Source organism: Thalassospira sp. MIT121401 (assembly GCF_047125595.1).
GTDB classification, from domain to species: domain Bacteria; phylum Pseudomonadota; class Alphaproteobacteria; order Rhodospirillales; family Thalassospiraceae; genus Thalassospira; species Thalassospira povalilytica.
Map to the genome: position 1 here is coordinate 1635902 of NZ_CP138926.1, position 25529 is coordinate 1661430.

At 54.3% G+C, this 25529-nt stretch carries 24 protein-coding genes; 12 read left to right on the forward strand and 12 right to left on the reverse strand.

Going from position 1 to position 25529, the window contains the following annotated elements:
• Positions 1-37 precede the first annotated feature (37 nt).
• From SIB88_RS07355 to SIB88_RS07365, 3 genes are all read left to right on the forward strand, one after another.
• Positions 38-355 (forward strand): DUF1476 domain-containing protein, encoded by a 318-nt coding sequence (locus SIB88_RS07355; RefSeq protein ID WP_068519623.1) that lies wholly within the window; start codon positions 38-40, stop codon positions 353-355.
• A 163-nt stretch (positions 356-518) separates the two neighbouring features.
• Entirely contained in the window at positions 519-1196 is a 678-nt protein-coding gene (locus tag SIB88_RS07360) for a response regulator (protein WP_068519624.1), read from the forward strand.
• Positions 1197-1319: 123 nt separating this feature from the next.
• Complete coding sequence (locus SIB88_RS07365) at positions 1320-2027, forward strand: glutamine amidotransferase-related protein (protein ID WP_412557742.1); 708 nt, start codon at positions 1320-1322, stop codon at positions 2025-2027.
• A gap of 97 nt (positions 2028-2124) precedes the next feature.
• Here SIB88_RS07365 and SIB88_RS07370 read toward each other — a convergent pair whose 3' ends face one another.
• Complete coding sequence (locus SIB88_RS07370; protein ID WP_412557743.1) at positions 2125-3111, reverse strand: DMT family transporter; 987 nt, start codon at positions 3109-3111, stop codon at positions 2125-2127.
• Positions 3112-3180: 69 nt separating this feature from the next.
• On the opposite strand from SIB88_RS07370, the gene SIB88_RS07375 reads away from it, so the two are divergent.
• Positions 3181-4089 carry a LysR substrate-binding domain-containing protein gene (locus tag SIB88_RS07375; RefSeq protein ID WP_412557744.1) on the forward strand — a complete coding sequence of 303 codons (909 nt, stop codon included), beginning with the start codon at positions 3181-3183 and terminating at the stop codon, positions 4087-4089.
• Positions 4090-4142: 53 nt separating this feature from the next.
• Here SIB88_RS07375 and purB read toward each other — a convergent pair whose 3' ends face one another.
• Positions 4143-5453 carry an adenylosuccinate lyase gene (purB, locus tag SIB88_RS07380; RefSeq protein WP_412557745.1) on the reverse strand — a complete coding sequence of 437 codons (1311 nt, stop codon included), beginning with the start codon at positions 5451-5453 and terminating at the stop codon, positions 4143-4145.
• Positions 5454-5744: 291 nt separating this feature from the next.
• On the opposite strand from purB, the gene SIB88_RS07385 reads away from it, so the two are divergent.
• The gene (locus SIB88_RS07385) at positions 5745-7499 is read left to right on the forward strand and encodes a GAF and HD-GYP domain-containing protein (RefSeq protein WP_412557746.1); all 1755 of its coding nucleotides are present in this window, start codon (positions 5745-5747) and stop codon (positions 7497-7499) included.
• A gap of 80 nt (positions 7500-7579) precedes the next feature.
• On the opposite strand, the gene SIB88_RS07390 is transcribed toward SIB88_RS07385, so the two are convergent.
• The 5 genes from SIB88_RS07390 to SIB88_RS07410 all read right to left on the reverse strand — a co-directional run bounded on the left by SIB88_RS07390 (position 7580) and on the right by SIB88_RS07410 (position 13139).
• The gene (locus SIB88_RS07390) at positions 7580-8599 is read right to left on the reverse strand and encodes an ABC transporter ATP-binding protein (protein WP_412557747.1); all 1020 of its coding nucleotides are present in this window, start codon (positions 8597-8599) and stop codon (positions 7580-7582) included.
• Complete coding sequence (locus SIB88_RS07395; protein ID WP_068519631.1) at positions 8596-9570, reverse strand: ABC transporter ATP-binding protein; 975 nt, start codon at positions 9568-9570, stop codon at positions 8596-8598. Before SIB88_RS07395 ends, SIB88_RS07390 begins: the two co-directional genes overlap by 4 nt.
• 21 nt (positions 9571-9591) lie before the next feature.
• On the reverse strand, positions 9592-10500 hold the full coding sequence (locus tag SIB88_RS07400; RefSeq protein WP_412557748.1) for an ABC transporter permease subunit: 909 nt from the start codon (positions 10498-10500) through the stop codon (positions 9592-9594).
• Positions 10500-11423, reverse strand: a complete 924-nt coding sequence (gene oppB, locus SIB88_RS07405) for an oligopeptide ABC transporter permease OppB (RefSeq protein WP_412557749.1) — start codon at positions 11421-11423, stop codon at positions 10500-10502. Before oppB ends, SIB88_RS07400 begins: the two co-directional genes overlap by 1 nt.
• An 81-nt stretch (positions 11424-11504) precedes the next feature.
• A complete protein-coding gene (locus SIB88_RS07410) occupies positions 11505-13139 on the reverse strand; it encodes a peptide ABC transporter substrate-binding protein (protein WP_412557750.1) in 1635 nt (544 codons plus the stop codon).
• 80 nt (positions 13140-13219) lie between these two features.
• Between SIB88_RS07410 and SIB88_RS07415 the strand changes: the two genes are divergently transcribed.
• The 6 genes from SIB88_RS07415 to SIB88_RS07440 all read left to right on the forward strand — a co-directional run bounded on the left by SIB88_RS07415 (position 13220) and on the right by SIB88_RS07440 (position 21147).
• Positions 13220-13513: a hypothetical protein gene (locus SIB88_RS07415; protein WP_412557751.1), complete on the forward strand. Its 294-nt coding sequence runs from the start codon at positions 13220-13222 to the stop codon at positions 13511-13513.
• Positions 13514-13616: 103 nt separating this feature from the next.
• Positions 13617-14141 (forward strand): RNA polymerase sigma factor, encoded by a 525-nt coding sequence (locus SIB88_RS07420; RefSeq protein ID WP_412557752.1) that lies wholly within the window; start codon positions 13617-13619, stop codon positions 14139-14141.
• Between the two features lie 9 nt (positions 14142-14150).
• The gene (locus tag SIB88_RS07425) at positions 14151-15317 is read left to right on the forward strand and encodes a FecR family protein (protein WP_412557753.1); all 1167 of its coding nucleotides are present in this window, start codon (positions 14151-14153) and stop codon (positions 15315-15317) included.
• 227 nt (positions 15318-15544) lie between these two features.
• Positions 15545-18364, forward strand: a complete 2820-nt coding sequence (locus tag SIB88_RS07430) for a hypothetical protein (protein ID WP_412557754.1) — start codon at positions 15545-15547, stop codon at positions 18362-18364.
• Between the two features lie 67 nt (positions 18365-18431).
• Positions 18432-19961, forward strand: a complete 1530-nt coding sequence (locus SIB88_RS07435; RefSeq protein WP_412557755.1) for a trypsin-like peptidase domain-containing protein — start codon at positions 18432-18434, stop codon at positions 19959-19961.
• A 322-nt stretch (positions 19962-20283) separates the two neighbouring features.
• The gene (locus SIB88_RS07440; protein WP_412557756.1) at positions 20284-21147 is read left to right on the forward strand and encodes a MipA/OmpV family protein; all 864 of its coding nucleotides are present in this window, start codon (positions 20284-20286) and stop codon (positions 21145-21147) included.
• Positions 21148-21263: 116 nt separating this feature from the next.
• Here SIB88_RS07440 and SIB88_RS07445 read toward each other — a convergent pair whose 3' ends face one another.
• The 4 genes from SIB88_RS07445 to sfsA all read right to left on the reverse strand — a co-directional run bounded on the left by SIB88_RS07445 (position 21264) and on the right by sfsA (position 24217).
• Positions 21264-21656, reverse strand: a complete 393-nt coding sequence (locus tag SIB88_RS07445) for a VOC family protein (protein WP_412557757.1) — start codon at positions 21654-21656, stop codon at positions 21264-21266.
• A gap of 38 nt (positions 21657-21694) precedes the next feature.
• Positions 21695-22555, reverse strand: coding sequence for a RadC family protein (gene radC / locus SIB88_RS07450; protein ID WP_412557758.1), 861 nt, complete (start codon positions 22553-22555; stop codon positions 21695-21697).
• Between the two features lie 27 nt (positions 22556-22582).
• Positions 22583-23389, reverse strand: a complete 807-nt coding sequence (gene map / locus SIB88_RS07455; RefSeq protein ID WP_101245800.1) for a type I methionyl aminopeptidase — start codon at positions 23387-23389, stop codon at positions 22583-22585.
• Positions 23390-23503: 114 nt separating this feature from the next.
• Positions 23504-24217, reverse strand: coding sequence for a DNA/RNA nuclease SfsA (gene sfsA, locus SIB88_RS07460; protein ID WP_412557759.1), 714 nt, complete (start codon positions 24215-24217; stop codon positions 23504-23506).
• A gap of 127 nt (positions 24218-24344) precedes the next feature.
• On the opposite strand from sfsA, the gene SIB88_RS07465 reads away from it, so the two are divergent.
• A complete protein-coding gene (locus SIB88_RS07465; protein ID WP_412557760.1) occupies positions 24345-24563 on the forward strand; it encodes a DUF6500 family protein in 219 nt (72 codons plus the stop codon).
• Between the two features lie 15 nt (positions 24564-24578).
• On the opposite strand, the gene SIB88_RS07470 is transcribed toward SIB88_RS07465, so the two are convergent.
• Entirely contained in the window at positions 24579-25478 is a 900-nt protein-coding gene (locus tag SIB88_RS07470; RefSeq protein ID WP_412557761.1) for a methyltransferase domain-containing protein, read from the reverse strand.
• Positions 25479-25529: the final 51 nt, after the last annotated feature.

A 25529-nucleotide genomic window follows, 5' to 3' on the forward strand; every position in this document is an offset into this window, starting at 1 on the left:
GTGTGAAAGCCGGTGCAACATCCAAGGAGGGCTCGATATGAACAGCTTTAATGATCGTGAACGTGGTTTCGAAGCAAAGTACAGTTTTGATCTGGAACAGGATTTTCGTGTCGAGACACATCTTTATAAAATGCTGATCGCCTGGGCTGGCGAACAGATGGGCATGTCCGCCCAGGAAAGTCAGGATTATGCCGTCAAGGTCGTGGGCGAAGTGGTTGCCAACCCGCGTGACAATGGCGTTGTTGCAATGCTTCTGGCGGACTTCGGGCGCAAAAACGTCGATATCACGGCCTCTGAACTCAATGCCAAACTCGAAGAACTACGTCCGGTTGCGCGCGCAGAAGTCCTGACCTGACGGTCAGGATGCAGGCCTTTGCCAAAAACTTCTAGTTTGCAAACCACTAGGCGGTCTCGTATCCTGCGTCTTGTAATAAAAGACGAGTGGGTGCAACCTTTTGGTGTGATATTATGCACCAGGGGCGTAAGGGTGCTAATCAGGTAGAAGAAGGGCAAAGGCTTTGCGTATCCTTTTGGCGGACGATCACGATCTGGTTCGTGAGGCGATATCACTTCTGTTTCAGCAGTATTTCGACGATTGCGAAGTCGCTGAGGCCGGTGCATTGGAACCGGCGCTGGATTTGATTGACGAAAACAATTCATTCGATCTTGTGTTGCTTGACCTGCGCATGCCCGGCATGAACGGTCTGGAAGGGTTGAAACGTGCACTTGAAAAAGTCGCGCCATCAACCTTTGTGGTTCTGCTGTCGGGTGCCTATCGCAGTGAAGATGTGCGCAACGCCATCGAGGCTGGGGCACATGGTTTCATTCCCAAAACCCTGCGCGGGCAGGCCTTGGCAAATGCCGTTCAGCTTGTTCTGGCCGGGGAAAAATACCTGCCATCGTCGATTCTGAATGATCTGAGCGACGGTACGATCGGTGGTGGCGACGGTGATGGTCGTCTGGCCGGCGGTTTCGGAAGTGATGGCGACTTCGGCCGTTTGACACCGCGCGAACGCGAAGTCCTGGCACTGCTGTCCGAAGGGCGCCCGAACAAGGATATCGCCCGTCATCTCGACCTGCGCGAGATCACGGTTAAATACCATCTCAAAAACATCTATCGCAAACTCAATGTGTCCAACCGGGCACAGGCGGTGAAAATGGCGCTCGAAGATATGGCGCGCACCGGAAGTTTGTAGTATCTTCGTCAAAGGCAGCTCAGTTTGTGGCGCAAATCCCGGCTCGTGATTTCACGGGCCGTTTTTTGTTGCGAAAACCGGTTTGCGTTCCCTCGTAATGTCACCTGAAACGAGGAAAAATTCATGACTGTCAAAATTGCATTGATCGGCGATTTCAATCCCGATGTCACTGCCCATCAGGCGATCCCGAAGGCGCTTGAGATCGCGGGCAATCGCGCGGGCATATCGGTTCACCATGACTGGATTGCGACCGCATCGATTGATCCGGAAAATATCGCATCACAGCTTGGCCGTTATCAGGGCATCTGGTGTGTGCCTGCAAGCCCGTATCAAAGCTTTGACGGTGCCCTTGCCGCCATCGGGTATGCCCGCCGGAACAAGGTGCCGTTTCTTGGCACATGTGGTGGTTATCAACATGCGGTTCTTGAATATGTTCGTAATGTGCTTGGGTTTGGGAATGCCGCAAATGCCGAAATCGATCCCGACGCCGAACTTCCGATTATTGCCCCGCTGGTCTGTGCATTGATTGATCAGGACGGCGGAATTGATCTGGTCAAAAACAGCCTGATCCAGTCCCGTTATGGCCAGGGCCGGATCACGGAAACCTATCGTTGCAGTTATGGTTTTAACCGTGACTATGTCGGGTTGCTTGAAGGCCGTTCAATGCGCGTTTCGGCCTGGGATCAGGATGGGGACCCGCGTGCTGTCGAAATCGTTGATCATCCATTCTTTATCGGAACAGCGTTCCAGCCCGAACGATCCGGATTGCGCGGCGAGTCCCATCCGCTGATTTCAGCCTTTGTCGATGCGGCAATGATGCTTGCGGCATAGCTGTTTTCTGCCCAGTTTCATGGGCAGCCATCACATGGTTGCAAAAAAAAAGCGCCCCCGGGGACACGGGGGCGCAGTTTCTGAGAACAGGGAGCTCTCAGGCTGGTTCGGGCCGGTTGTGGGCCCGGACATCTGGTGATGGGGATATCGCAGGGGTGGTGGACGCGATGGGGGCGGGCGTTCTGCCCGATTGCATGATGATGACCCCGACCAGAATTACCGAAGTGGCAACCAGATCGGTCGCGGTAACCGTTTCACCAAGGATCAGGGTCCCGGTCGCAAGACCGATGACAGGCGGGATATAGGTCGAGCTGGCTGCTTTGATCGCGCCGAGTTTTTCGACAACATAGTAATAGCACATATAGGCAATGCCGGTGCCAAACAGGCCAAGCCCGATAAACAGCCCGGCCGTTGCCAGCGGACTGACAAAGATCGCATCAATCCCGTCAAGATCACCCACTACAAGCAGGGTGGCCGACGACAGGCCAAGCTGATAGGTGCAAAGCGCAATCGGGGAAATGCAAAGCGGGCTTATGAATTTGCGCGCATAAACAAAGGACAGCCCGACACAGGCAGACCCGAATGCGATATAGCCGACCCCGGCCGGATCAATTGCCCCGGCACTGCCTTCCCACGGGGGGGCAATGGCGGCAATCCCTGCAAAGCCAAGCAACAATCCCCCGACAGAACGCAGATTGATCGGCTCTCCTTTCAGGAACAGCAGGGCGGCGATAAAGGTGAAGAACGGAATGGCACCTGCCAGGATCCCGGCGATGCTTGATGGCAGGATCGCGATGCCCTTGGCAAAGGCGTAATAATAAACCGACGCTGCCAGAAGCGACATCACAACGAAATGATGGGTATGTCGCAGGTGCCGCCAGGCAAGTTTTCGGCGCAACAACGCAATCAGGAATAACGGCACAAAGCCCATGGTCACCCGAACCATCACAATATGCATCGGGCTGACATAGTGGCTGGCGGTTTTGTTAAACAGATAGGTCAGCCCCCAGACAAGGGCGAGAAATCCGAAAACGATATAGGCATTCTTCTTCATGTCGGAAAACTCGAATTGCGAAGTTTCCACGACATTTACTTATTTACCGTGTATCTTACAAATCATGCTATCTGGATCATAATATAGAAAAACTGCATTATGTCGACATATCCGCCCCTGAAAACGCTTCCGGCTTTCGAGGCTGCATTACGTCTGCAAAGCTTTTCACTGGCTGCGGATGAACTTAATGTCACGCCCGGTGCGGTCGGACAGCAGATCCGCAAACTCGAAGAATGGCTTGGCGTTGAACTGTTCACCCGCTCGGTGCGACAGGTCTACCCGACCGCAGACGGGCTGGCCTATGCCGCCCGTATCGGTCCGGCCTTGCAGCAGATTTCCGACGCCAGTGCGCAATTGCGCCGACGGCAGGATCATTCCGTTCATTTCGCCATGCCGCCAAGCTTTGCCGCCAAGTGGTTTTCATCGCGAATGGCCCGGTTTCTGATCATGTATCCGACCACGGCCCTTCATGTCGGATCGACCGAAGAAAAGCCGAACTTCGATCAGGATGGTCTTGATATTGCGGTTCGCTACTTTGATGGCAATGACGACAGTCTTGAGGCAGTGTTGCTGTATCGCGGGCAGGCTGCTGTTTATTGCGCGCCATCATATCGTGATGAACTCGGCCTTGAAACGCCGGGGGATCTTGTGCGCGCGACCCTGATCAATGATACCAAACATCACTGGTGGGCAGACTGGCTTGCGACCTTTGCCGGAATTGATCCCGACCAGACTCGGGCACTGAAGCATATCGATATTGATCAGACCGCCATGGTAATTGAGGCCGCCATTCATAATCAGGGGGTGGTGATCAGCAACCCGCTTCTGGCCGAAGAAGACGTCAGCGAAGGCAAGCTTGTTCACCTTTTTCCCGAACATGTTCTGACCGTGCCGTTGGGCTATTATCTGGTGCATCCCAAAAAGCGGGAATTGCGCAGTCAGGTCAGGCTGTTTCGCGACTGGCTGCTTGAAGAAGCCCGCGACCTTGTCTCAAGCCAGCGGTTCTAACGAAAAAAGCCCCGGCCAGTGACCGGGGCTTTGATATCTGAACCGGGTTGCCGTTAGTCGGCAAACACGCGGGCAAAGATCGTGTCGACATGCTTGGTGTGGTAACCAAGGTCAAACAGCGCTTCGAGCTTGTCCATCGGAATACGTGCGGTGACGTCTTCGTCGGTTTTTAGAAGCGACAGAAGATCGCCTTCGCGGTTCCAGACCTTCATCGCGTTGCGCTGAACAATGCGGTAAGAATCTTCACGCGAAACACCATACTGGGTCAGGGTCAGCAGCACGCGCTGCGAGAAGACCAGACCACCCATCTGATTAAGGATCTCGTCCATGCGTTCCGGATAGATCACCAGATTTTCAACAACGTTGGTCAAACGCATCAGTGCGAAATCAAGCGTTACGGTCGCATCCGGGCCGATGTTACGTTCGACCGAGCTGTGCGAAATATCGCGCTCGTGCCACAGGGCAACGTTTTCCATCGCCGGGATTGCCATCGAACGGACCAGACGGGCAAGGCCGGTCAGGTTTTCAGTCAGAACCGGGTTACGCTTGTGCGGCATCGCCGAGGAGCCTTTCTGCCCCTTGGAGAAGAATTCTTCGGCTTCGCGTACTTCGGTGCGCTGAAGATGGCGAATTTCGGTTGCCAGATGTTCGATCGAGGATGCGATGACACCAAGGGCTGCGAAATAGGCGGCATGACGGTCACGCGGGATCACCTGGGTCGAAACCGGTTCCGGTTTCAGGCCAAGCTTGGCTGCGACATGTTCTTCGACGCTCGGATCGATATTGGCAAATGTGCCAACCGCGCCGGAAATTGCACAGGTGGCAATTTCGTCACGTGCCGCGACCAGACGATCACGGTTACGTTTGAATTCCGCATAGAAAGTCGCAAGCTTAAGACCAAAGGTCACCGGCTCTGCGTGGATGCCGTGCGAACGGCCCATGCAGGGGACATCCTTGGTTTCATAGGCGCGCTTTTTAAGGGCGGCCAGAAGCTTGTCCATATCTTCAAGAAGAATGTCGGTTGCCTGGGCAAGCTGCACGTTAAAGCAGGTATCCAGAACGTCCGAGCTGGTCATGCCCTGATGGACAAAACGGGCTTCTTCACCGACCTGTTCGGCCAGTTCGGTCAGGAACGCGATCACGTCATGTTTGACTTCGGCTTCGACGGTATCGATGCGATCAATGCGGTCCTGGGTATAGGGCTTGTCGCCTTTTTCCCAGACAAGCTTGGCGGATTCAGCCGGGATAACACCCAGTTCAGCCAGTTTGTCAGCAGCGTGAGCTTCGATTTCGAACCAGATACGGAATTTGTTCGCCGGTTCCCAGATGGCTGTCATCTGCGGACGGGAATAACGGGGGATCATGCGGTCGCCTCCGGGCATAATGGTTGGGCGCCGGGGCATGATGTGAATGATCGGAATGCGTGATCAGTTGCACGATCATAAGGCCGGCACGCTTTCACCGGGTCGGATAGTCCATTCCGGGGCAATTGGCAACCCTGCAGACGGTATGGCAGGGATGTGAACGCATTTTTACCGCCCAAAAACTTGTCTTCTGTTAGAAATATAGCAACTTAGATAATATATGCAGTGTTGATCGAAACGCTGTCAGTGCATTCAGCCTGACAATCCGATTGTTGAGTAGGCGGGAAATTAATGGCGCGTGAAGCCGACGGGGCCAAGAGTCACCAGAAAGAACCGACCGGCAGCCAGATGACCGACGAGAACCATCTTGCCAGGCTCGTGGATCTGGGGATCGCACTTTCCGCCGAACAGGGGCGCGAAGAGCTTAATCAGAAAATTCTGATGGCGGCGCGCGAATTTACCAATGCCGATGGCGGATCGCTGTATCTTGTAAACCGCGAAGAAAGCGAACTGCATTTCCGCATTCTGGTCAATGACACGCTCGATACCTTTTTCGTCAGCGGCCGCGAGGCTGAAAAACCGTTCCCTCCATTGCCGCTTTATGATGACGAAGGTCGCCCGAATTACCGCAATATCGCAACCTATGTCGCGCTAAGCGGCAAGGCGATCAATATCGAAGATGCCTATTGCGCCAAGGGTTTCGATTTTTCGGGAACGCGTGCCTTTGATGCCAAAACCGGTTATCGGTCAAAATCCTTTCTGACGGTGCCGTTGAAAAACACACGTGGCACGGTCATTGGCGTTTTGCAGCTGATCAATGCGCGCGATGATAAGGGCAATGTCATTGCCTTCGATCCGGCGATCGAACCGATCATCAACGCTCTTGCCAGTCAGGCGGCGGTGGCCATTGAAAACAGCCGTCTTCTGGTTGCCCAGCGTGACCTGATGGAAAGCTTTGTCCATGTGCTGGGCCATGCCATCGATGCCAAATCCCCGCACACGGCCGATCATTGTTCGCGCGTGCCGGTGATTGCACGCATGCTGGCACAGGCCGCTGTTGATGACAAACGCGGGCCGTTCTCCAATTTCTATCTGACCGATATGGAATGGTATGAGCTTGATCTTGCCGCCTGGCTTCATGATTGCGGCAAGATCGTTACGCCCGATCACGTGATTGAAAAGGCCACCAAGCTTGAAACCATCCATAACCGCATTCATGAAATCCGCACCCGGTTCGAAGTCCTTAGACGTGATGCCGAAATCGACATGCTCAAACGCCAGCTTGCCGGTGAGGATGCCGGTGTGTGCGAAGCCGATTTCAAAGCACGGGTCAGCGAACTGGAAGCACAGTTTGCGCTGGTGGCCGATGCCAATATCGGTGATGCGGAAATCGACACGGATGCCATCTATGCCTTGCATGACATTGCGGAACAAAAATGGACCCGCCATTTCGACCGGACATTGGGGCTGTCATGGGCGGAAAATGAACGGCTAAGCGATACCGAACTTGCAACCTTGCGCGAACCAGGCCCGGAAAATCTTTTGATGGATCGCGAAGATCACATCTATCAGGGCTTCAACCGCGGGGAGCTTTACAATCTTTCGGTCCCGCACGGGACGCTGACATCAGAAGAACGCCAGGTGATCAATGATCATGTGGTGATCACGCAGGATATGCTTGCCCAGTTGCCCTATCCGCGTGAATTGCAACGCATTCCGGCGATTGCGGGCAACCATCACGAAAAAATGGACGGCTCGGGATATCCGCGCGGCCTTACCGGCGATGATATGGGGATCCTCGAAAAAGTGATGGTGATCGCCGATATCTTCGAGGCACTGACCGCGGTCGACCGTCCCTATAAACGGCCCAAACTTCTGTCTGAATGTATCGCAATCCTTGCCGATATGCGTGACAAGGGTCAGATCGACAACGACCTGTTTGAACTGTTTCTGGTCAGCGGGACATATCTGGATTACGGCCGTAAATATCTGCGGTCCGAGCAGTGCGACGAAGTCGATATCGAACAATTCATCCTTTCCAAATAGCAACCCGTCCTTGCACCGAAAAAAAACGGACCGCGACAGGGACGGTCCGGCAAGTTCAGGGTGCAATTATTGGGGGCTTCTTATGAGATGCTGTCATGGAAATGACAGGCAACTTCCTGGGTTTCGGAAACCCGGTCAAGTGTTGGTGATGCGGTTGCGCATTTGTCCTGTGCAAACGGGCACCGGGTTCTGAAAACACAGCCCGATGGCGGTGACAGCGGACTTGGCAGATCACCGGTCAGAACGATGCGTTCCTTGTTGCGTTCAATCTCCGGATCGGGGATCGGCACGGCTGAAATCAGCGCCTTGGTATAGGGGTGTCTTGGTGCGGCATAGATGCTGTCACGATCTGCCAGTTCCATGACATTGCCCAGATACAGCACCATGATGCGGTGGCAGATATGGCGCACGATCGACAGGTCATGGCTGATGAAAATCAGCGACAGATCAAACTCACGCTGCAATTCCTGCAACAGATTGACGATCTGGGCCTGAATGGACACATCCAGTGCCGAAACCGGTTCATCACAAACAATCAGTTTCGGTTCAAGGATCATCGCACGCGCAATCCCGATACGCTGGCACTGACCACCCGAAAATTCATGCGGATAACGGTTGATCATCTGCGGGAGCAATCCCACACGCGCCATCATGCGTTTGACCCGGGCCTTGATTTCATCCTTGCCCAGTTCGGGTTTGTGGGTCACCAGCGGCTCGGCAATGATTTCGCCAATCGTCATGCGGGGATTAAGGCTGGCCAGCGGATCCTGGAAAATGATCTGAAGATCACGGCGCAGCGGCTGCATTTCACGGTGCGGGGCGCCGACAATATCTTTGCCAAGCCAGGCGACCTGTCCGCTTGATGGCGGGATCAGTTGCAGGATCGCCCGGCCAAGGGTCGATTTGCCACAGCCGGACTCCCCGACCACGCCAAGTGTCTCGCCGGGATAAAGGTCGAAATTCACCCCGTCCACGGCGCGAAGCTTGCGGTCAGGGGCAAAAAGTCCCTTGCCCGGTACGGAAAAATGCACCTTGAGATCGCGAACGGACAAGATCGGACTGGTTGCTTTTTTCGGTTTGTGCTCGGTGATTGCGGTCATTGTCCATCCTCCCGGAAGCAGGCGCTGGCACGGCCCTGATCAAACACCTTAAGAACCGGGCGTTCGGCACAACACCGATCCATGACATAGCCACAGCGTTCCTGATAGGCGCACCCTGTCGGCAGGTTTTGCAGGTTGGGCGGCTGACCAGGAATGGCAAACAGGCTTTCCTCATTGGCGTGATCGATGCGCGGCATCGATTTCAGAAGCCCCTCGGTATAGGGATGATGACTGTCGTAATAAATGTCGCGGACAGATCCGGTTTCGACCACGCGCCCGCCATACATCACCATCACCCGGTCACACAGCCCGGCCACCACGCCAAGATCATGGGTGATCATGACCGTGGCCGTGTTGAAGTCCTTTTGCAGGTCGCGCAACAGATCCAGAATCTGTGCCTGTACCGTCACATCAAGGGCGGTGGTCGGTTCATCGGCAATCAGAACTTCCGGATCGCACAAAAGCGCCATGGCAATCATCACGCGCTGGCGCATGCCGCCGGAAAATTCATGCGGATACATATGAACACGCTGGGCCGCACCCGGGATGCCAACACGATCAAGCATCGCGATTGCACGTTTAAGGGCCTCGGCCTCGGACATGCCGCGATGTTCGACCAGCACTTCGGTCATCTGCTTGGAGATTTTCAGATACGGGTTCAGCGACGTCATCGGATCCTGAAAGATCATCGACATCGAAACACCGCGGATCTTGTTAAGTTCGCGCGCAGGCAGGTTCAGGATTTCACTGTCCTTATAGCGAACCGACCCGCTCGATGTGCCATTCTTGGCCAAAAGCCCCATGATCGACATGAAAATCTGGGTTTTTCCCGAACCGGATTCCCCCACCACGCCAAGTGTTTCGCCCGGATCAAGATGGAAGTTGACGTTATTGACGGCTGCAACTTCCCCGTCCGGGGTCTGGAAACGGGCGGTCAGGTTTTCGACTGTCAGAATATGATTTGTTGTCATGATATGTGTCCTTGCCGTCCCTTATCTGTCTTTCGGATCAAGCGCATCGCGCAGACCGTCACCGATGAAGTTGAAACAGAAAAGGGTGAGTGCCAGGAACAGAGCCGGATAGATCAGCATCCAGGTCGATGCTTCAATCACTTTGGCCCCTTCGGAAATCAGTACCCCCCAGCTGGTCAGCGGTTCCTGCACGCCCAGTCCAAGGAAGGACAGGAAGCTTTCTGTCAGGATGACCTGCGGGATGGTCAGGGTCATATAGACAATCACCGGCCCCAGAACGTTGGGGATGATGTGCCGGAAAATGATCTTGAAGTTCGAAACACCCGTGGCGTGGGCGGCCTCGATAAATTCGCGACGGCGCAGGGATAAGGTCTGACCGCGGACAATACGCGCCATGGTCAGCCATTCAACCGCACCAAGGGCGACAAAGATCAGGAAAATGTTTCGGCCAAACACCACCATCAACATGATGACAAAGAACATGAAGGGCAGGGAATAAAGCACATCGACAAAGCGCATCATGATGTTGTCGACCTTGCCGCCGAAATACCCGGCAACCGCGCCATAGGTCACCCCGATCGCCAGCGACACCGATGTCGCAAGCAGGCCGACCGCCAGTGAAACCCGCGCACCATACAGAACACGGATAAACAGATCGCGCCCGTTGCCGTCGGTGCCAAATATATGGCCGTTTTCCCAGTTCGGGCCTTCCTGGATATAGCCCCAGTCGATCTGGTCATAGGCATAGGGACTAAGAAGGGGGGCAAAAATCGCCAGCAGGGTAATGATCCCCAGAATGATCATCGACCCCACAGCCGCCTTGTTGCGAAACAGGCGGATACGCGCATCCCGCCACAGGCTGCGGCCTTCGATTTCTGCGGGCGCGCCTGCTGCTTCAAGAATTGCTGTCTTTTCAGATTTATTCATCATCAGCGTGACTTCAATTTTGGATCAAGAAGGCCGTAAACCATATCGACCAGGAAATTCAGCATGATGATCATCACCGCATAGACAATGACCACACCCATCACCAGCGGGTAGTCACGATTGAGTGCCGCCTTGATGAAATAGGTGCCGATACCGGGCACGCCAAAGATGCTTTCGATCACCACCGATCCGGTCATCACAGCCGCGGTTGCCGGCCCCAGATAGGACACAACAGGCAAAAGTGCGCCTTTGATCGCATGACGATTGACGACAAGGGTTTCACGCAAACCCTTGGCGCGCGCGGTGCGGATATAGTTGGAATGAAGAACCTCGACCATGGAACCGCGGGTCAGGCGCGCAATATAGGCAATCTGGGGCAGGGCAAGGGCAATGATCGGCAAAATCTTGTACTGGATTTCACCATCGCCCCATCCCGCCGTCGGCAGGATCGAAAGATACAGCCCGAACACCAGTGACAAAAGCGGTGCCATGACAAAGTTCGGAATGGCAATGCCGATCATGGCAACACCCATCACCGCAAAATCAACTGCACTGTTTTGCCGAAGGGCGGCATAGGTGCCAAAAACGACCCCGAAGACAAGGGCGATGGCAATTGCACTCAGTCCAAGCTGCATGGAGGCCGGCGCACCGGCCATGATCAGTTCGGCAACGCTGAAGTCGCGGATTTTGATCGATGGGCCAAAGTCGCCCTGAAACAGTTTTCCGATATAGATCGCGTATTGTTCGATCAGCGGCTTATCAAGATCATAGGCCGCCTTGATGTTCTTTTCGATTTCGGGTGGCAATGCGCGTTCCTGATCGAACGGGCCGCCCGGTGCAATACGCATCATGAAAAAGGCCACCGTGATCACGATGAACAATGTCGGGATCGCGATCAACAGGCGCCGAATGGCGTAAGATAACATAATTCTCTCTCATCCCCGTCGGGGTGGCCACAGGCTGCGGGCGGGAGGAACACCACGCAGCCTGCGACACGAAGTCAGGATTTACTCGGCAATGTCGAGCCAGCGGGTCAGGTGGCGATCCGGGGCGTTATCGATCCAGCCCTTGATCTTTGGCGAGACAAGCTGTTTCGAGACATAGTAGTAAATGGGGATGTAAGGCTGTGCTTCCATCATGATGGCTTCGGCCTGATGCATCAGATCGGAACGCTTTTTAAGGTCGCCTTCCTTTTCGGCAGCCAGCATCAATTCGTTGTAACGCGGGTTGTCGAATGCGGAATAGTTCAGCGGCCCGGTGCGTTCTTCTGCCAGGAACAGGAAGTTCTGTGCATCGTTGTAATCAGCAATCCAGCCAGCGCGGGCGACTTCAAAGTCACCAACCTTCAAATCGGCATAATGGATTTTGCCTTCGGAATTGAACAGTTCGGCTTCGACACCGATCTGTTTCCACATGTTCTGTGCGGCAATCGCGATACGCTTGTGGTTTTCCGATGTGTTGTAACGCAGGGTGAATTTAAGCGGGTTTTCCGGACCGTAACCGGCCTCTGCCATCAGCTTTTTGGCTTCGGCAAGTTTTTCGGCATAGGGCAGGTCTTTCCACGAAACATAGGCCGGTTCCGTGTAGTTGCCGGTTCCCGGCGGAACAAAGGAATAGGCCGGCAATTCACCGGTCTTCAGGACTGCATCGGTAATGGCTTCGCGGTTGATCGCCAGTGAAAGCGCCTTGCGCACGCGGACATCCTTGAATTTGTCCTTATCAGTGCTGATCGCATAATAATAGATACCGGCATAAGGCGCGATGCGCAGGCTGTCTGCCAGATTGTCACGCAGCCACGAAATCTGTTCGGATGCGATGTCGCGCGCAACGTCAAGTTCATCGGCGCGGAAACGGTTCTGCATCGCGGTGCGATCTTCATAGGTGTAATAGATCACCTCGTCGATCGGAACATTGGCGGCATCATAGAATTCTTCGTTCTTGACCAGTTTGGTGTGAACGTTCGGAAGCCACTCGACCAGTTTATACGGGCCATTGACCACGATATGTTCGGGCTTCACCCAGTCTTTGCCGTATTTTTCAACGACATGACGCGGAATGGCAAATGCGGTCTGGTGGGTAAGCTGTGCCAGGAAATAGGGGGCAGGTGCCGTCAGTTTGACTTCAAGGGTGTGATCGTCAATCGCATTTACGCCAAGTTTGGCACCCTCTTTGCCGGTATTGACCGCCTCGGCACCTTCGATGATGTAAAGAAGGGATGCGTATTCCGCACCCAGTTCCGGATCAAGAAGGCGTTCCCAGCCGGCAATGAAATCCTGTGCGGTGACTGGTGTTCCATCCGACCAGTTATGGTCGCGGATTTTGAACGTATAGGTCATGCCGTCTTCTGAAACCGTCCAGCTTTCTGCTGCACCGGCGACCGGCTGTCCATCCGGGCCATAGGTCAGAAGGCCAAGCGACATATCATCGGAGATACGGCTGGTCTGAACGGTGGAAATGAAATGCGGATCCATCGACTGGGGTTCGCCATCATTGCCGATGCGCAGGATTTTTTCAGCCTGGGCATGGGTACTCGACAGCAAGGTCATGGAGCCCGCAATCAAGGCTGTCCCAAGGACAAAGGCACGTGAGGATTTCAGCAATCCGTTCACGAGACCTTTTGCAGTCTTCGTGTTTTCTGACATGTGTGATGTCTCCCTCAACAATTATGATTTGTTGCGTACGTACTCCCTGAAAGTACGTACGCAAAAATACTGAGGCTGCCATGCGTCAACTGCAAGTCAGATTTCACTTTATTGACGCAATTGGTCGAAGTTTGCGCATTTTTACGGAAATGCAGGTGATTTTTTGCGTGATGAGCAAATTATGCCCAATTTTGTGCGGTCCAATTTCCAGATTGGTTCGATTGGCCGGAAACCTGTTTATTGGTGTGTTTCCGGCTGGTTTTTGTGCCCAGGGTTGTGGATTGTGGTGTGAAATACTTCACATTCAAGGGCTTGGGCATGATCGGGAATGGTCGAATCGGCTCTTTGGCGGGATGATTCGTGTCATTGCGTGATGCAGTAATCTCGCATTTGTTATTAATAACTATTTGCAATTGGGCGCGATTGGTGTATTTGCTGGCTACTCGCCCATGCAGCCCTCCCAGTCATTGCTTATTCATGCTTTCACCCACAGGTTTCCGAAACAGTCTGCTTGCTGATTTTGAACAGGAGCGCGAAAGCCTGTTGCGTCTTGCTGCCCGTAAAATCGGGGATGTCGAGGAAGCGCACGACATCGTTCAGGATGCCTTTGTTCGCGTGGCTGGCGCATCGGTGCAATCGGTTGAAGACGGACCGGCATATTTGCGCACCATCGTGATCAATCTGGTGCGTGACCGGATGCGCCGGCGCAAGGTGGCGGGGCATGTTATGGACAGCCAGCAAGAAACCAATCCGATCGAATGGGCGGCGTCAGACACACCATCGCCAGAACAGATCATCTACCATCGTCAACGTCTTGGTGCCTTTGAACAGGCGCTAAAAAGTCTGAGTCCGCGATCACGTGAAGTCTTCATCTTGCGGAAGTTGCATGGTAAGAGCCATGATGAAATCGCATCGGTGACAGGCTTGTCACAATCCGCGATCGAAAAGCACCTTTACCGGGCTTTGACCGCGTGCCGCGATATCCTGAAAAACTTCGACTAGGCGATGATTGTGAACGATAAACCACAATTTCAGGATCAGGACACCAGTATCGGTGATCAGCCGGACCGTGACCAGATCACGGCGGTACAGCCATCTGATGAACTGATCGATCAGGCCATCGCCTGGCACGCCAAGGCCGGCATTGATGATCGGGCGTCGCCTGTATGTGCGGCCTATCAGGACTGGTGCGCCCAAAGCCCGGCGCATCAGAAGGCCGCAGACAAAGTCAGCGCCTTTATGGCCGATGACGGCTTCAATGATGTCTTGTCGCGGATGGAGGCGGAACTCGCCTCCTCAACAGCGGGGGGGGCAGATCAGTCCGGTTCGATCTCTGCCCCGAATGGTGACAGGTCGGCGGATGCTTCCGGCCCGCATCGGGGCTTGCGCCATCCGTATCGCAAATCACGCCCACTGTCACAAACCTCTGCGCGCCCGTTGGGGCGCCGTCGCGCCGGCGGGTTGATCGGTATGCTTGCCGCTGCGTGTTGCGTGGTTGTGCTGGCTGTGGTCGGGGTGGAAGTTTTTGCGCCCGCGCCAAACGGTCAGCAATTGGTGGCGACCCGTAACATTGTCGATGAAACCCTGCCCGATGGCAGCCAACTTACCCTCGCACCGGGCACGGCTTTGACCTGGTCACTGACCAATTCCGAAAGACGGATTGATCTCGAAGAAGGGGCCGTGACCATCAAGGCCGCACATGACACGGCGCGCCCCTTGGTCGTTCATACCGGCATCAGCGATGTGACGGTTGTCGGAACCCGTTTCATCGTCATCAGCGATCAGGACAGCAATGAAGTCGGCGTTGCAGAAGGCATCGTCAGAGTCCGCGAACGTCAAACCGGCCAGCATAGCGAAGTGACCCTTGCAGCCGGGCAGGGGCTTGTCGTTGATCCATCGGGTAAATTTGTGCGCCGTGATGTGACCGAAGCACAAATTGACAATGTCGCAAAAGGCTGGCGGGTCTTTTCACCCAAATCGCTGGGCGATGTTGCTGCGGCCATTCGGCGTCAAAGCGGGGTCAATTTGCTGATTGATCCGTCGATTGCCGGTCTTGATGTCCGTGGCCGGTTTAATCTTGTGGATGGTGAACAGTCCATCGGGCTTTTGGTGCAGTCGCTCGGACTGAAACGCTATGATTTGCCATTCGGGTATGTCCTACTGACCAGCCGGGGGTGATCCCCGGTTTGGTGCATTTGCGCCCTGTTTAGACACCCGTCTGTTTTTCCGACTTTAAAATGAAATAAATTCTGTCCGGTTTGTCATTTGGCCTGCGTCCATATTTGCGAGTGATACGCAATAACGTTTTTGGATGCCGTCAGATGATCATGAAGAACGGACTTTTAACCCCGGCAACAATTTGCTTCGGGGCAGGGCACAACACCGCCCGAAGTCTGAAATTACGCTTGGCATATGCAACACTTCTGGTCAGTTGTTTTGGCATTCCGGCCCATGCACAAACCGGCCCGACACCGCAAACAGATCAGGCAGCCCCGGTCGCCCAACAGGATCAACCCGCCCCGATATTCCAGTTTGATATTCCGTCACTTCCGTTGATGCAGGCCCTTGAACGGGTATCCGAACTGACAGGTACGGCCTATTCCGCGGTTGCCGATGTCAATCTGGCACAGGATGGCAATGCCATTTCCGGGCGCTTTGATCTGCAATCAGCCCTTCAGACATTGTTTGACGGAACCGATCTGACCTTTTCGCTGACGGATGGGCAGATCGTGATCCTCAAACGCGTTGACGCGCAGTCGACAGGCGGCACGACAACTGCCCCGATCGTTGTCCAAGGCAGTCAATCACCCGGTATCGCACTTGGCAGCGGAGCAGACAGCGGATCAACCGTTTACGGCGAACAGCTGATCAAGGGATTTGTTCAGGGCAATAACGATCCGAACATGGTGTTTCGTGCCAATCCGAATGTTCAATATGTCGTTCAGGGGCAGCGCGACGAAGACGGTGCCAGCGCAACCGCCGAACAGGACCTTCGTCCGCAGACATTAAGCATATCGGGCGGGGCAATTGATCAGAACAATATCCGGCTTGACGGTGTTGGCATCAATTCGCTGGGCGGTACGGATACAAGCTATAATGGCGAAAGCAACCTGCCTGATGATGATAAAAACTCGATCAATGCCGATGACCTGTACGGGTTGCATCCGCAAAGCGTTTATGTCGATGCCTCCATCCTCAAACAGGCAGAAATTATCGACAGCAACGTGTCGGCAAAATATGGCGGGTTTCAGGGCGGCGTAATTAATTACGAAGTCATGGATCCAAGCGACAGGCCGACATTTTCCGCCAATATCAGCCGTACGGGTTCAAACTGGACCGAATACCACCTGAAATCAGACGAAACGCCTGATGCGACTGCACGCGAACCCCGTTTCACCAAACTTATGTACGGGACGTCGGCCAGCGGCCCGGTTGCCGATCAGTGGGGTGTTGTGGTGTCGGCCGGACGCAAAACCGCAGAAGCCACAAAATATGCTGGCGATGATTATTATGGTCGGGAAGTCTCGACCGAAAGTACCGCTGACAATGTGCTGGGCAAGCTACAGTTCAAAGGCAATGACGGCATCAAGCTGACAACCCAGCTTGTCTATGCCCCCTATAGTCAGGAATGGGAAGCGGCTGAAAACTATAACAGCAAGATGGACATTACCGGCGACGGGCTTAGCACCTATGTCGGGTTGGAAATGCCGATTGAATATGATGGCTATGGCCTGTCCAATCTGAAACTCGATACCCGTCTGTCGTTCAATACATCGGAAAATGCCCGGGAATCCGAAAGCAATGTGCGTCGGCAAATCCGGTCCGGTGTTGCCGGATCGGCCTATGAAAACCTGTGTGATGCCACGAACTGTTATGACGGTTGGTATGGCGATCTGACCCAGACGGAACAGGATCTTGGCTATACGGCAGATCTTACCGGCAATCTTGGAAATGGTGACATTCTGGTGGGGGCGGATCTTCATTCGATCCGCGCTAACCGTCGTCGTCCCGAAGATGTCTATTATTATTATTCGACCTCGGTAAATTCCGCGATTGTCTGTGCTGATGCCGATGATCCCGCCTGTGATGACGGTGATCAGGTATCGAGACGACGCGTTCATTATGATGCCTTTTCCGGAACGGCAAGTTTTTCCACGGCGGCCCTTTATGCCGAATATGGCATGAATTTTGACAATGTTCCGTTCGGTGAAGTCGAAGTTCGTCCGGGCTTGCGGCTGGAACGTGAGACGTTTCTGGGCAATACCAATCTGGCACCGCGTTTCAACGCCACGTATTACACCGACTGGGACGTCAGTTTCACAGCGGGCTGGAACCGGTATTACGCGGCGAACATGCTAAGCTACGCATTGCGGGACGCCACACCAAGCACAACAGTGGAAAACCGTACCGGAACGACCAGCGGCGCAGATATCATCTATTCCGACGACTGGTCGTATCTGTCATCGGGCAACAAATACAACTTCAAGGGATCTGACCTTAAAACCCCGTTTACGGACGAACGCATGGCGGCGGTAACGTTCCCTTTGCCGTTCCTGGGCGGAAACACCCGCCTGAAATGGGTCGAACGCAAAGGACGTGAACAGTTTTCGCGCGATTCCGCAGACAGCAGTCTTTCGACCTATACCCTGTCGAACGAAGGATCGAGTTCCTATTCTTCCTACTCGGTGGAATGGAGCAAAAAAATCGGAACCGACCCGTGGGGTGGTCAGCACGCCTTTAGCATCAATGGCCAGTATTCCGAACGCCAGACATCCAACAATACCTACTACGCCACCAGCGACGAGACCGAGGGTGCCTATTACAATGGCAACGTGATTCCGACCATGGACCTCGGTGTTCTGACGGGCAATCTCGATGAGCCGATCTTCGTTAATGTCAGCCTGTATTCCAGCTATCTCGACGATACCCTGCGCACCGGACTGGTTGGCCGTTACACCACGGGATATGACACCATCACCGATAGCGGGTCCGACATCACCATCAATGGCGAGACTTATGACATTTATGAAGACGGCTATAACAAGGCCCGTTTCGATCTTGATATGTCGCTCGATTATGACGTCATCCGCGAAGACAACCGTGTCCTGACGCTAAATGCCTCAATTGACAATGTGCTCAATCGTGGTGGTGGTCACACGCTTTCTGCATCAACCCCCTATCGCAAGGGCCGGGCTTTCTGGCTTGGTCTGACTTACACCTATTGAATTTTCCACAATCGGCGCGCCGGCAATTTGCTGGCGTGCCTTTCTTTGTTTCAAGGGAAAACCCGCAATGAGAGTTTCGATATCCCGTCTGATCGCCATTGGTATGGTGTCAGGTTTGTTGGCGCTGCCAGGAATTGGTGTGCCCTCAGTATCCTTTGCCGCGACCGGCGACCTTGCCCTTTCCGATATCTATAAGGGCATAACGATGGGGGTTGTTCGCATCAATGTCGTCAAGAAAAGCTATAATGAAATCGTCGCCGAAGAACGCGAGAAAAAGGAAAATGGCGAAGATTTCTGGCTGCCGCCCGATGAACGTCGCAAGGACGATCATGACGACGAAGAAAAGGAAGACCCGAACGAACCCGAACATGACTGGGAAAAGAAACGCCGCAACAAGGCAACCGGGACCGGCTTCTTCATTTCCCACGACGGCCTGATTGTCACCAACGAACATGTCGTGCGCGACGGGGTGCGGTTCATCGTGATCCTGACTGACGACCGCCGTCTTCCGGCAAAGTTGGTTGGTAAGGACTTCCTGACCGATCTCGCCGTTCTCAGGGTTGATATGCCCGATGATATAGAGCCGTTGAAATGGGGAAGTTCCCACGCCGCTGCCGTCGGGGACCCGGTCTTTGCGGTCGGATATCCGTACGGGTTTGATCAAAGCCTGACCACCGGGGTGATTTCGGGCAAGCAGCGCGAACTCAGCAAGGGGCAATATAACCCCTATATCCAGACCGATACCGCCGTGAACAAGGGCAATTCAGGCGGACCTCTTTTGTCGATGGATGGCAAGGTGATCGGCGTCAATTCCGCGCTTTATACCCGGTCCGGTGGCAATGAGGGGCTGGCATTTTCAATTCAGTCCGAACATGCGCAGGGTATTATCAGCTTGCTGGTGGCAGATGGTGAAATCAAACGCAGCTGGTTTGGTATCGCCTATAGCGAAGTCAAAAAAGGCATGGGAAAACTGCTTGGAATGGAACGGGACGAAGGCATGCTGGTATCACGGGCACCTGACGATGAACCTGCCTATAAGGCCGGTATTCGTGCCGGTGACGTGATCGTCGCGGTCAATGGTGAAACCGTTCAATCGCGCATGAATTTCCGTATGCAGGCCGCAATGGTCAAGGGCGAAGCCACGGTCACTGTCTGGCGCAATGACGGTTATCGCAGCTTTACCCTGATCCCCGATGACATGGACGAAGCCAAATCCCGCCGCCGGGCCCAGGAACGCGAAAAAATGGGGCTTGGCAGCAAGGACAAGGATGACGGGCGCAAGGAAGTTATGGGCATGGACCTTGTTCCGGCCAATGAAAAAGCCTGGAAAAAACTTGAACTGCCGGTGGGAACGACGGGGCTTGTCGTAGACCGCATGGAAACCATGAGCCAGGCCTCGCGTGCAGGCTTTTCCAAGGGGGACTTCATTACACAGGTCAATGACGTTGCAATGAAAACCCCCGAAGATTTCGAAGCCATCATGCAACGCGCCCTTGACGAAGATCAGCAATATGTTCTGGTCCACTATCTGCGCAAGGGCGAGGATCGCGTGCGTATGATGGACGTGCTTGAGATGGTCGATCTCGAAGCATACTGACAAAGCCGCCTTATCACAGCGGGACAGCAGAAATGCTGTCCCGTTTTTTGTGCCGTAACACTCGGACCGATCCATTCCCGATATCCCGGGCGGGGGGCGTAATCGCCAATCATCCGCCAATCCGGTCTTCAAGAAAAAGACCGGCGGAACGCCAGGTGCCTGTTGCGGCAAAACGCCATGTGATCAGGTGTTTGGGGTGTATGAATGCACATTCGTACCTCTGATGGATGGTTTGTACGTACAAGGCTATAAAACCGGACGCCGTGCTTTTCGCATTCGGGCAAAGTCGCGACATCAACCACACAAGGGGATGTTTAGACATATGGTCTCGTATTTTTGGACGCGGCGATTGGGATGCATGATGGTGCTGGGCGGTCTTGCGATCTCCACAACTGCAATCATCATGGCCCTGAGCAGCGATGCCTACGCCCAATCGGCAACGCCGGGGCAAAAGGAAATTATCCGCGAACAGGTAAATCCCCAGACCGAAGATGCTCTGAAACCATGGCTGGGCGGCGACTGGCAGATCGGCGTGCTTGGCCGGGGCAGTTCCAATCCCTATCGCGGTGCAGACAACACGGATCTGACCGGATTGCCCATGCTGGCCTATGATGCCGAACGCCTGCATGTCGGCATTGATGGAATCAATGCAAAGGTTTGGGAAAACAAATTTGGCAGCGTGTCTTTGCTCGGCAATCTGCGGATGGAGCCGTTCGATCCCGATGATTCCCCGTATCTCAAGGGGCTTGAAGACCGTGACATGGCATTCGAAGCCGGACTTGGCGGATCATTGCGTCTGTGGCGGGGCGAAGTGAAGGCAAGCTATCTGACCGATCTGAATGATGCGTATGGCGGACATGAAATTGATGTCGGCTATTACATCCCGACCAATTGGGACAAGTTCAATTTCAATATCGGCGGTGGTGTCACCTGGCAAAGCGAAGAACTGGTTGATTACAATGTTGGCGTAAAACGCAGTGAAGCGCGCAGTGACCGGGGCTTCTATGCGCCGGATGCGGCCTTTGTCCCCCATCTTGATTTCAGCGTGATCTATCCGGTGACAGAAAGCTTTGCCGTGATCGGGACAAGTGATGTGCGCTTCCTGCCCGATGAATATACCGACAGCTCAATCATCGAAGATGACTATGTCATCAGTGCCGGACTGGTGCTGGTTTATACCTTCTAGGGTCGGCAATTCGAAATGATCTGATCCATCTTTACCCCAAAACTTTCCGGTGCCAGTGATGGTGATCGGGGTGGGCCGGTTTCCCCGCTGTTTTTGACCGGCCCACAATTTTTTGACTATTGCAAAGCCAGCTCAAGCAAATCCCATTTGTTGCCATACAGATCCTCAAACACCGCGACTGTGCCATATGGCTCGTGTCGCGGGGCTTCAAGAAACCGCACACCGGCCTTTGTCATGCGTGCGTGGTCGCGCGCAAAATCATCGGTATTGAGGAAAAATCCCACCCGGCCGCCTGTCTGGTTGCCAATCGCATTTTCCTGATCCGCACCGGATGCCCGGGCCAGCAATATGCGGGTTTCCGTCGCACCCTTCGGGGCAACGATGACCCAGCGTTTCCCGTCCCCCATATCCGTATCTTCAATCAGATCAAACCCGACCTTGTCGGTATAAAAGGCAATGGCGTCGTCATAGTCGCGCACAATAAGCGCGCACAAACCGATATTGGGCATGATGAATTCTCGTTATGCGATGGGCGATCAGATGCGGTCTATATCAGGCCAAGCGTCTTGAAGGAATTATATCCGGCATGACTGATGATGATATGGTCATGCACGATGATGTCCATCGCCTTGGCGGCATCAATGATCTTGCGGGTCATGTCGATATCCCCCTTTGACGGGGTGGCATCACCGCTTGGGTGGTTATGGACCAGAATGATCGCCGATGCATGCAGTTCAAGTGCGCGTTTTATCACCTCGCGCGGATAGACCGGGGTGTGATCGACCGTGCCGCGCTGATGACATTCATCGGCAATCAGGCGGTTCTTGCGATCAAGAAACAGCAAATGCAGTTCTTCGGTCTTGAGGTGCCCGATCCGGACCCGGCAATATTCGATCAGCTGTTCCCAGCTCGCAATCACCGGCAATTCCATGGCGCGTTCACGCGAAAGATGCCGTGCGCCGGCTTCGGCAATTTTGATGGCCGCGATCCCGGCATCGCCCAGTCCCTTGGCGGTTTGCAAATCTTCGGGGCGGGCGGCAAGCACATTGGCAAAGCTTCCGAATTGCGCAATCAGTGCCTTGGCCAATGGTTTGACGTCCCCGCGCGGCATCGCCATGCACAGCATCAATTCCAGAAGCTCGTAATCGGCCAATGCATCGGCGCCCCCCTTGATAAAACGTTCACGCAGGCGTTGGCGGTGCCCGTGATAATGGGGTTTTGTCGGCTTGGCCGATTTTGATGCTTTGTCATCTGCTTTGGATGCGATGTCTGCATCAACCGGGGGGGCGCTACGCGATGCCAGATGATCGCGGGTCTGATCAAAAAAGACCCGCGTGCCGTCATCAATTTCAGATGGGGTGGGGATATTCGGGGCAGAAGCAGGTTTGCGATCTTCGGTTTCGCTCAATTCTGCTTCCCCCGTTTTGGCCCTTGTTTATTCTGCCGCAGCGGGCAGGTCATAGGGCGGCTTGTCCAGACCGGCCGGGGATCGGGTAAAGATTTCAAACCCGTCATCCGTCACGCCGAGCGAATGTTCAAACTGTGCCGACAGTTTGCGGTCTCGCGTTACGGCTGTCCAGCCATCTGGTAAAATTTTGCACGCATAGGTTCCCTGGTTGATCATCGGCTCAATCGTAAAGATCATGCCCGGTTCCAGAACCAGACCTTCGCCCGGCTTGCCGTAATGCAGGACATTGGGCGCATCATGGAACACCTGGCCAAGGCCATGCCCGCAGAAATCACGCACGACCGAAAAACGCTCGCTTTCGGCATAGGACTGGATCGCATGACCAATATCGCCAAGGGTCGCGCCCGGTTTTACCGCATTGATGCCACGCCAAAGCGCTTCATAGGTCACATCAACAAGACGCTGCGCCATGACTTTGGGTGTGCCTGCGATATACATGCGCGATGTATCGCCGTACCAGCCATCAAGGATAACCGTGACATCGATATTCATGATGTCGCCATTTGCCAGTTTCTTGTCACCGGGAATACCGTGGCAGACCACATGGTTGATCGATGTGCAGATCGATTTCGGAAAACCGCGATAGCCAAGGCAGGCCGAAATCGCGTTATGGTCGCGGATATATTCGTCGCACAGGCGGTCAAGTTCACCGGTGGTTACACCGGGCACCACATGCGGGGTAATCATATCAAGCACTTCCGCTGCCAGCTTACCTGCGGCGCGCATGCCTTCAAATGCTTCGGGTCCGTGAAGTTTGACTGTTCCGTTCGCCACCCGAAATCTCCTTACGTTCGGCTAAGTATATCTGTGTTTTATAGTCCAATGACATAAAGCCAGACGCCGAAATTGGCAAGGATTGGCTGATATGCAGGGATTTGGGATCGGTGCTTACAGGCCGACAATCGGTAACGCCGACCGCACGGTCACGGCATCCGTATCTATCGAACAGTCATAGGCAATCGCCTCGACCCCGTTGCTGCGCGCGGCCTTGAACCGTTCGCCGTAATGGGGATCAATATCGGTCGACAGGGTAAAGCGATCACAATCGGTACGCTGGATCAGGTAAAACATCACCGCCCGATGGCCTTCGGCAACCATGTCGGCCATTTCATCAAGATGCTTGGCCCCGCGTGCGGTGACGGCATCGGGGAATTCGGCAAGACCGGGCACATCTTCATCGCGTTTCAGATGCACATTCTTGACTTCGACATAGCAAAGCCCGCGATCGGGGTCCGACAGCAGGATATCAATCCGCGAGTTTTTGCCGTATTTGACTTCACGTTTCAGGGTTTCATAGCCCGCCAGTTCCGGGACCTTGCCCGACAGGATCGCTTCTTCGACGATGGCATTGGGATGGGCGGTATTGATCCCGATCCAGGCATCACCGATCTGGCACAGCTCCCAGCTATATTTCAGTTTGCGTTTCGGATTGTCCGATTTTGACAGCCAGACATCAATGCCCGGCTCCTTAAGCCCGATCATCCCGCCCGGATTGGCGCAATGGGCCGTAATCATCTCGCCATTATTCAGTTCGATATCGGCAAGGAAACGTTTGTAACGCTTGATCAGTTTGCCATGAATCAGGGGCTGGGGAAGCTGCATGAAAAACCTTTCGGGAAATCTGTCCTGACAGAAACTGTCAGTTTGGGGCCGCGATCAGGAGGCCAATTTTGCGGCAAATCGGTCATACATCAACCCCTTGCAAATACCAGCCCGTATCGGAACCATCATGCGTCAAAGCCTGCGCGCCAAAATCATTGCCGTTTGTGATCACAAAATTGCGCAAAAGGGACCGGATGTTGGCGTGTCATTCTATGCGTTCTTTGCCAATCGCAATGATGATCCGGCTCTTTTGATGGAGGCCGCAACCTGGTGGATCGCAACCCACCAGCTTGATCATTTTGAAAAGGCCACGAAAATCCGTGAGATGGTGCTGGCGGGAAAATAGCCCGCCAAACAGGGATTATTGTTTCTTGGCATCATCGCCGAGGAAATCAACCAGGCTGACCTGACCCGATCCACGGCGCAGCGGCTTGGGTTGGCTTTCATCAGGTGCCCAGGCCGTCAGATAGATCACCTGAAACTTCGCATGAATGCGGCCATCTTCGCGCGCATGGCGTTCGTGATAGATCGCGGCCGCACGGGCAAGGGTGCTGCGTTTGGTGAATTTCTTGGACCGTTTGGCGATCAGGTTGCTTTCACCCATCCCGGATAAATCACGCATCAGTTTAAGCGCATCGGGATAATCAATGGTGATGTCATCGGCATCAACCACCGGCAGGGCAAAGCCACTGCGCTGAAGCAACGCACCGGCATCCTTCACATCGACGAACGGTGATACGCGCGGGGATACGCCACCTTCTTCCTCGGCCTCGGCAGCCATCAGGGCTTCGCGCAAATCACGCAATGTGTCGCCGCCCAGCATACAGGCCAGAAGCAACCCGTCGGGTTTCAGCGCCCGGCGAGCTTGCAGCAACATGCCCGGAAGGTCATTGACCCAGTGCAGCGACAGGTTGGACAGGATCAGGTCAAGCGATCCTTCGGCGAATGGCAGGAATTCCTCGTCCGCGACAAGGGTCGGTTTGCCATTGTTGGCCTGCGCATTGCGGGCATAGCCGGTTGAAATATCGGATTGATAGAGTGTTTCAATACCGCCGCGCGTGCCAATGATCTGGCCCAATTCGCCGCTGTGGCAGCCAAGATCAACCGCCATGGGGAATGTGCGTGTGGTATCATCAAGCCGGTCGGCAAGCCGTTCGGCGGTTTCGGCAAACAGGAAATTGTAATCCTGTGCCCTGATTGCCGCACGGTCGCGGCGCAGTTTCAAGATGTCTCGATCAAAGACAGTGATCGGATCGGCCATGAGGCGGGATGCTCCGGCAAAAGTCGTTAAAAATGTTACGACCTAGATAGA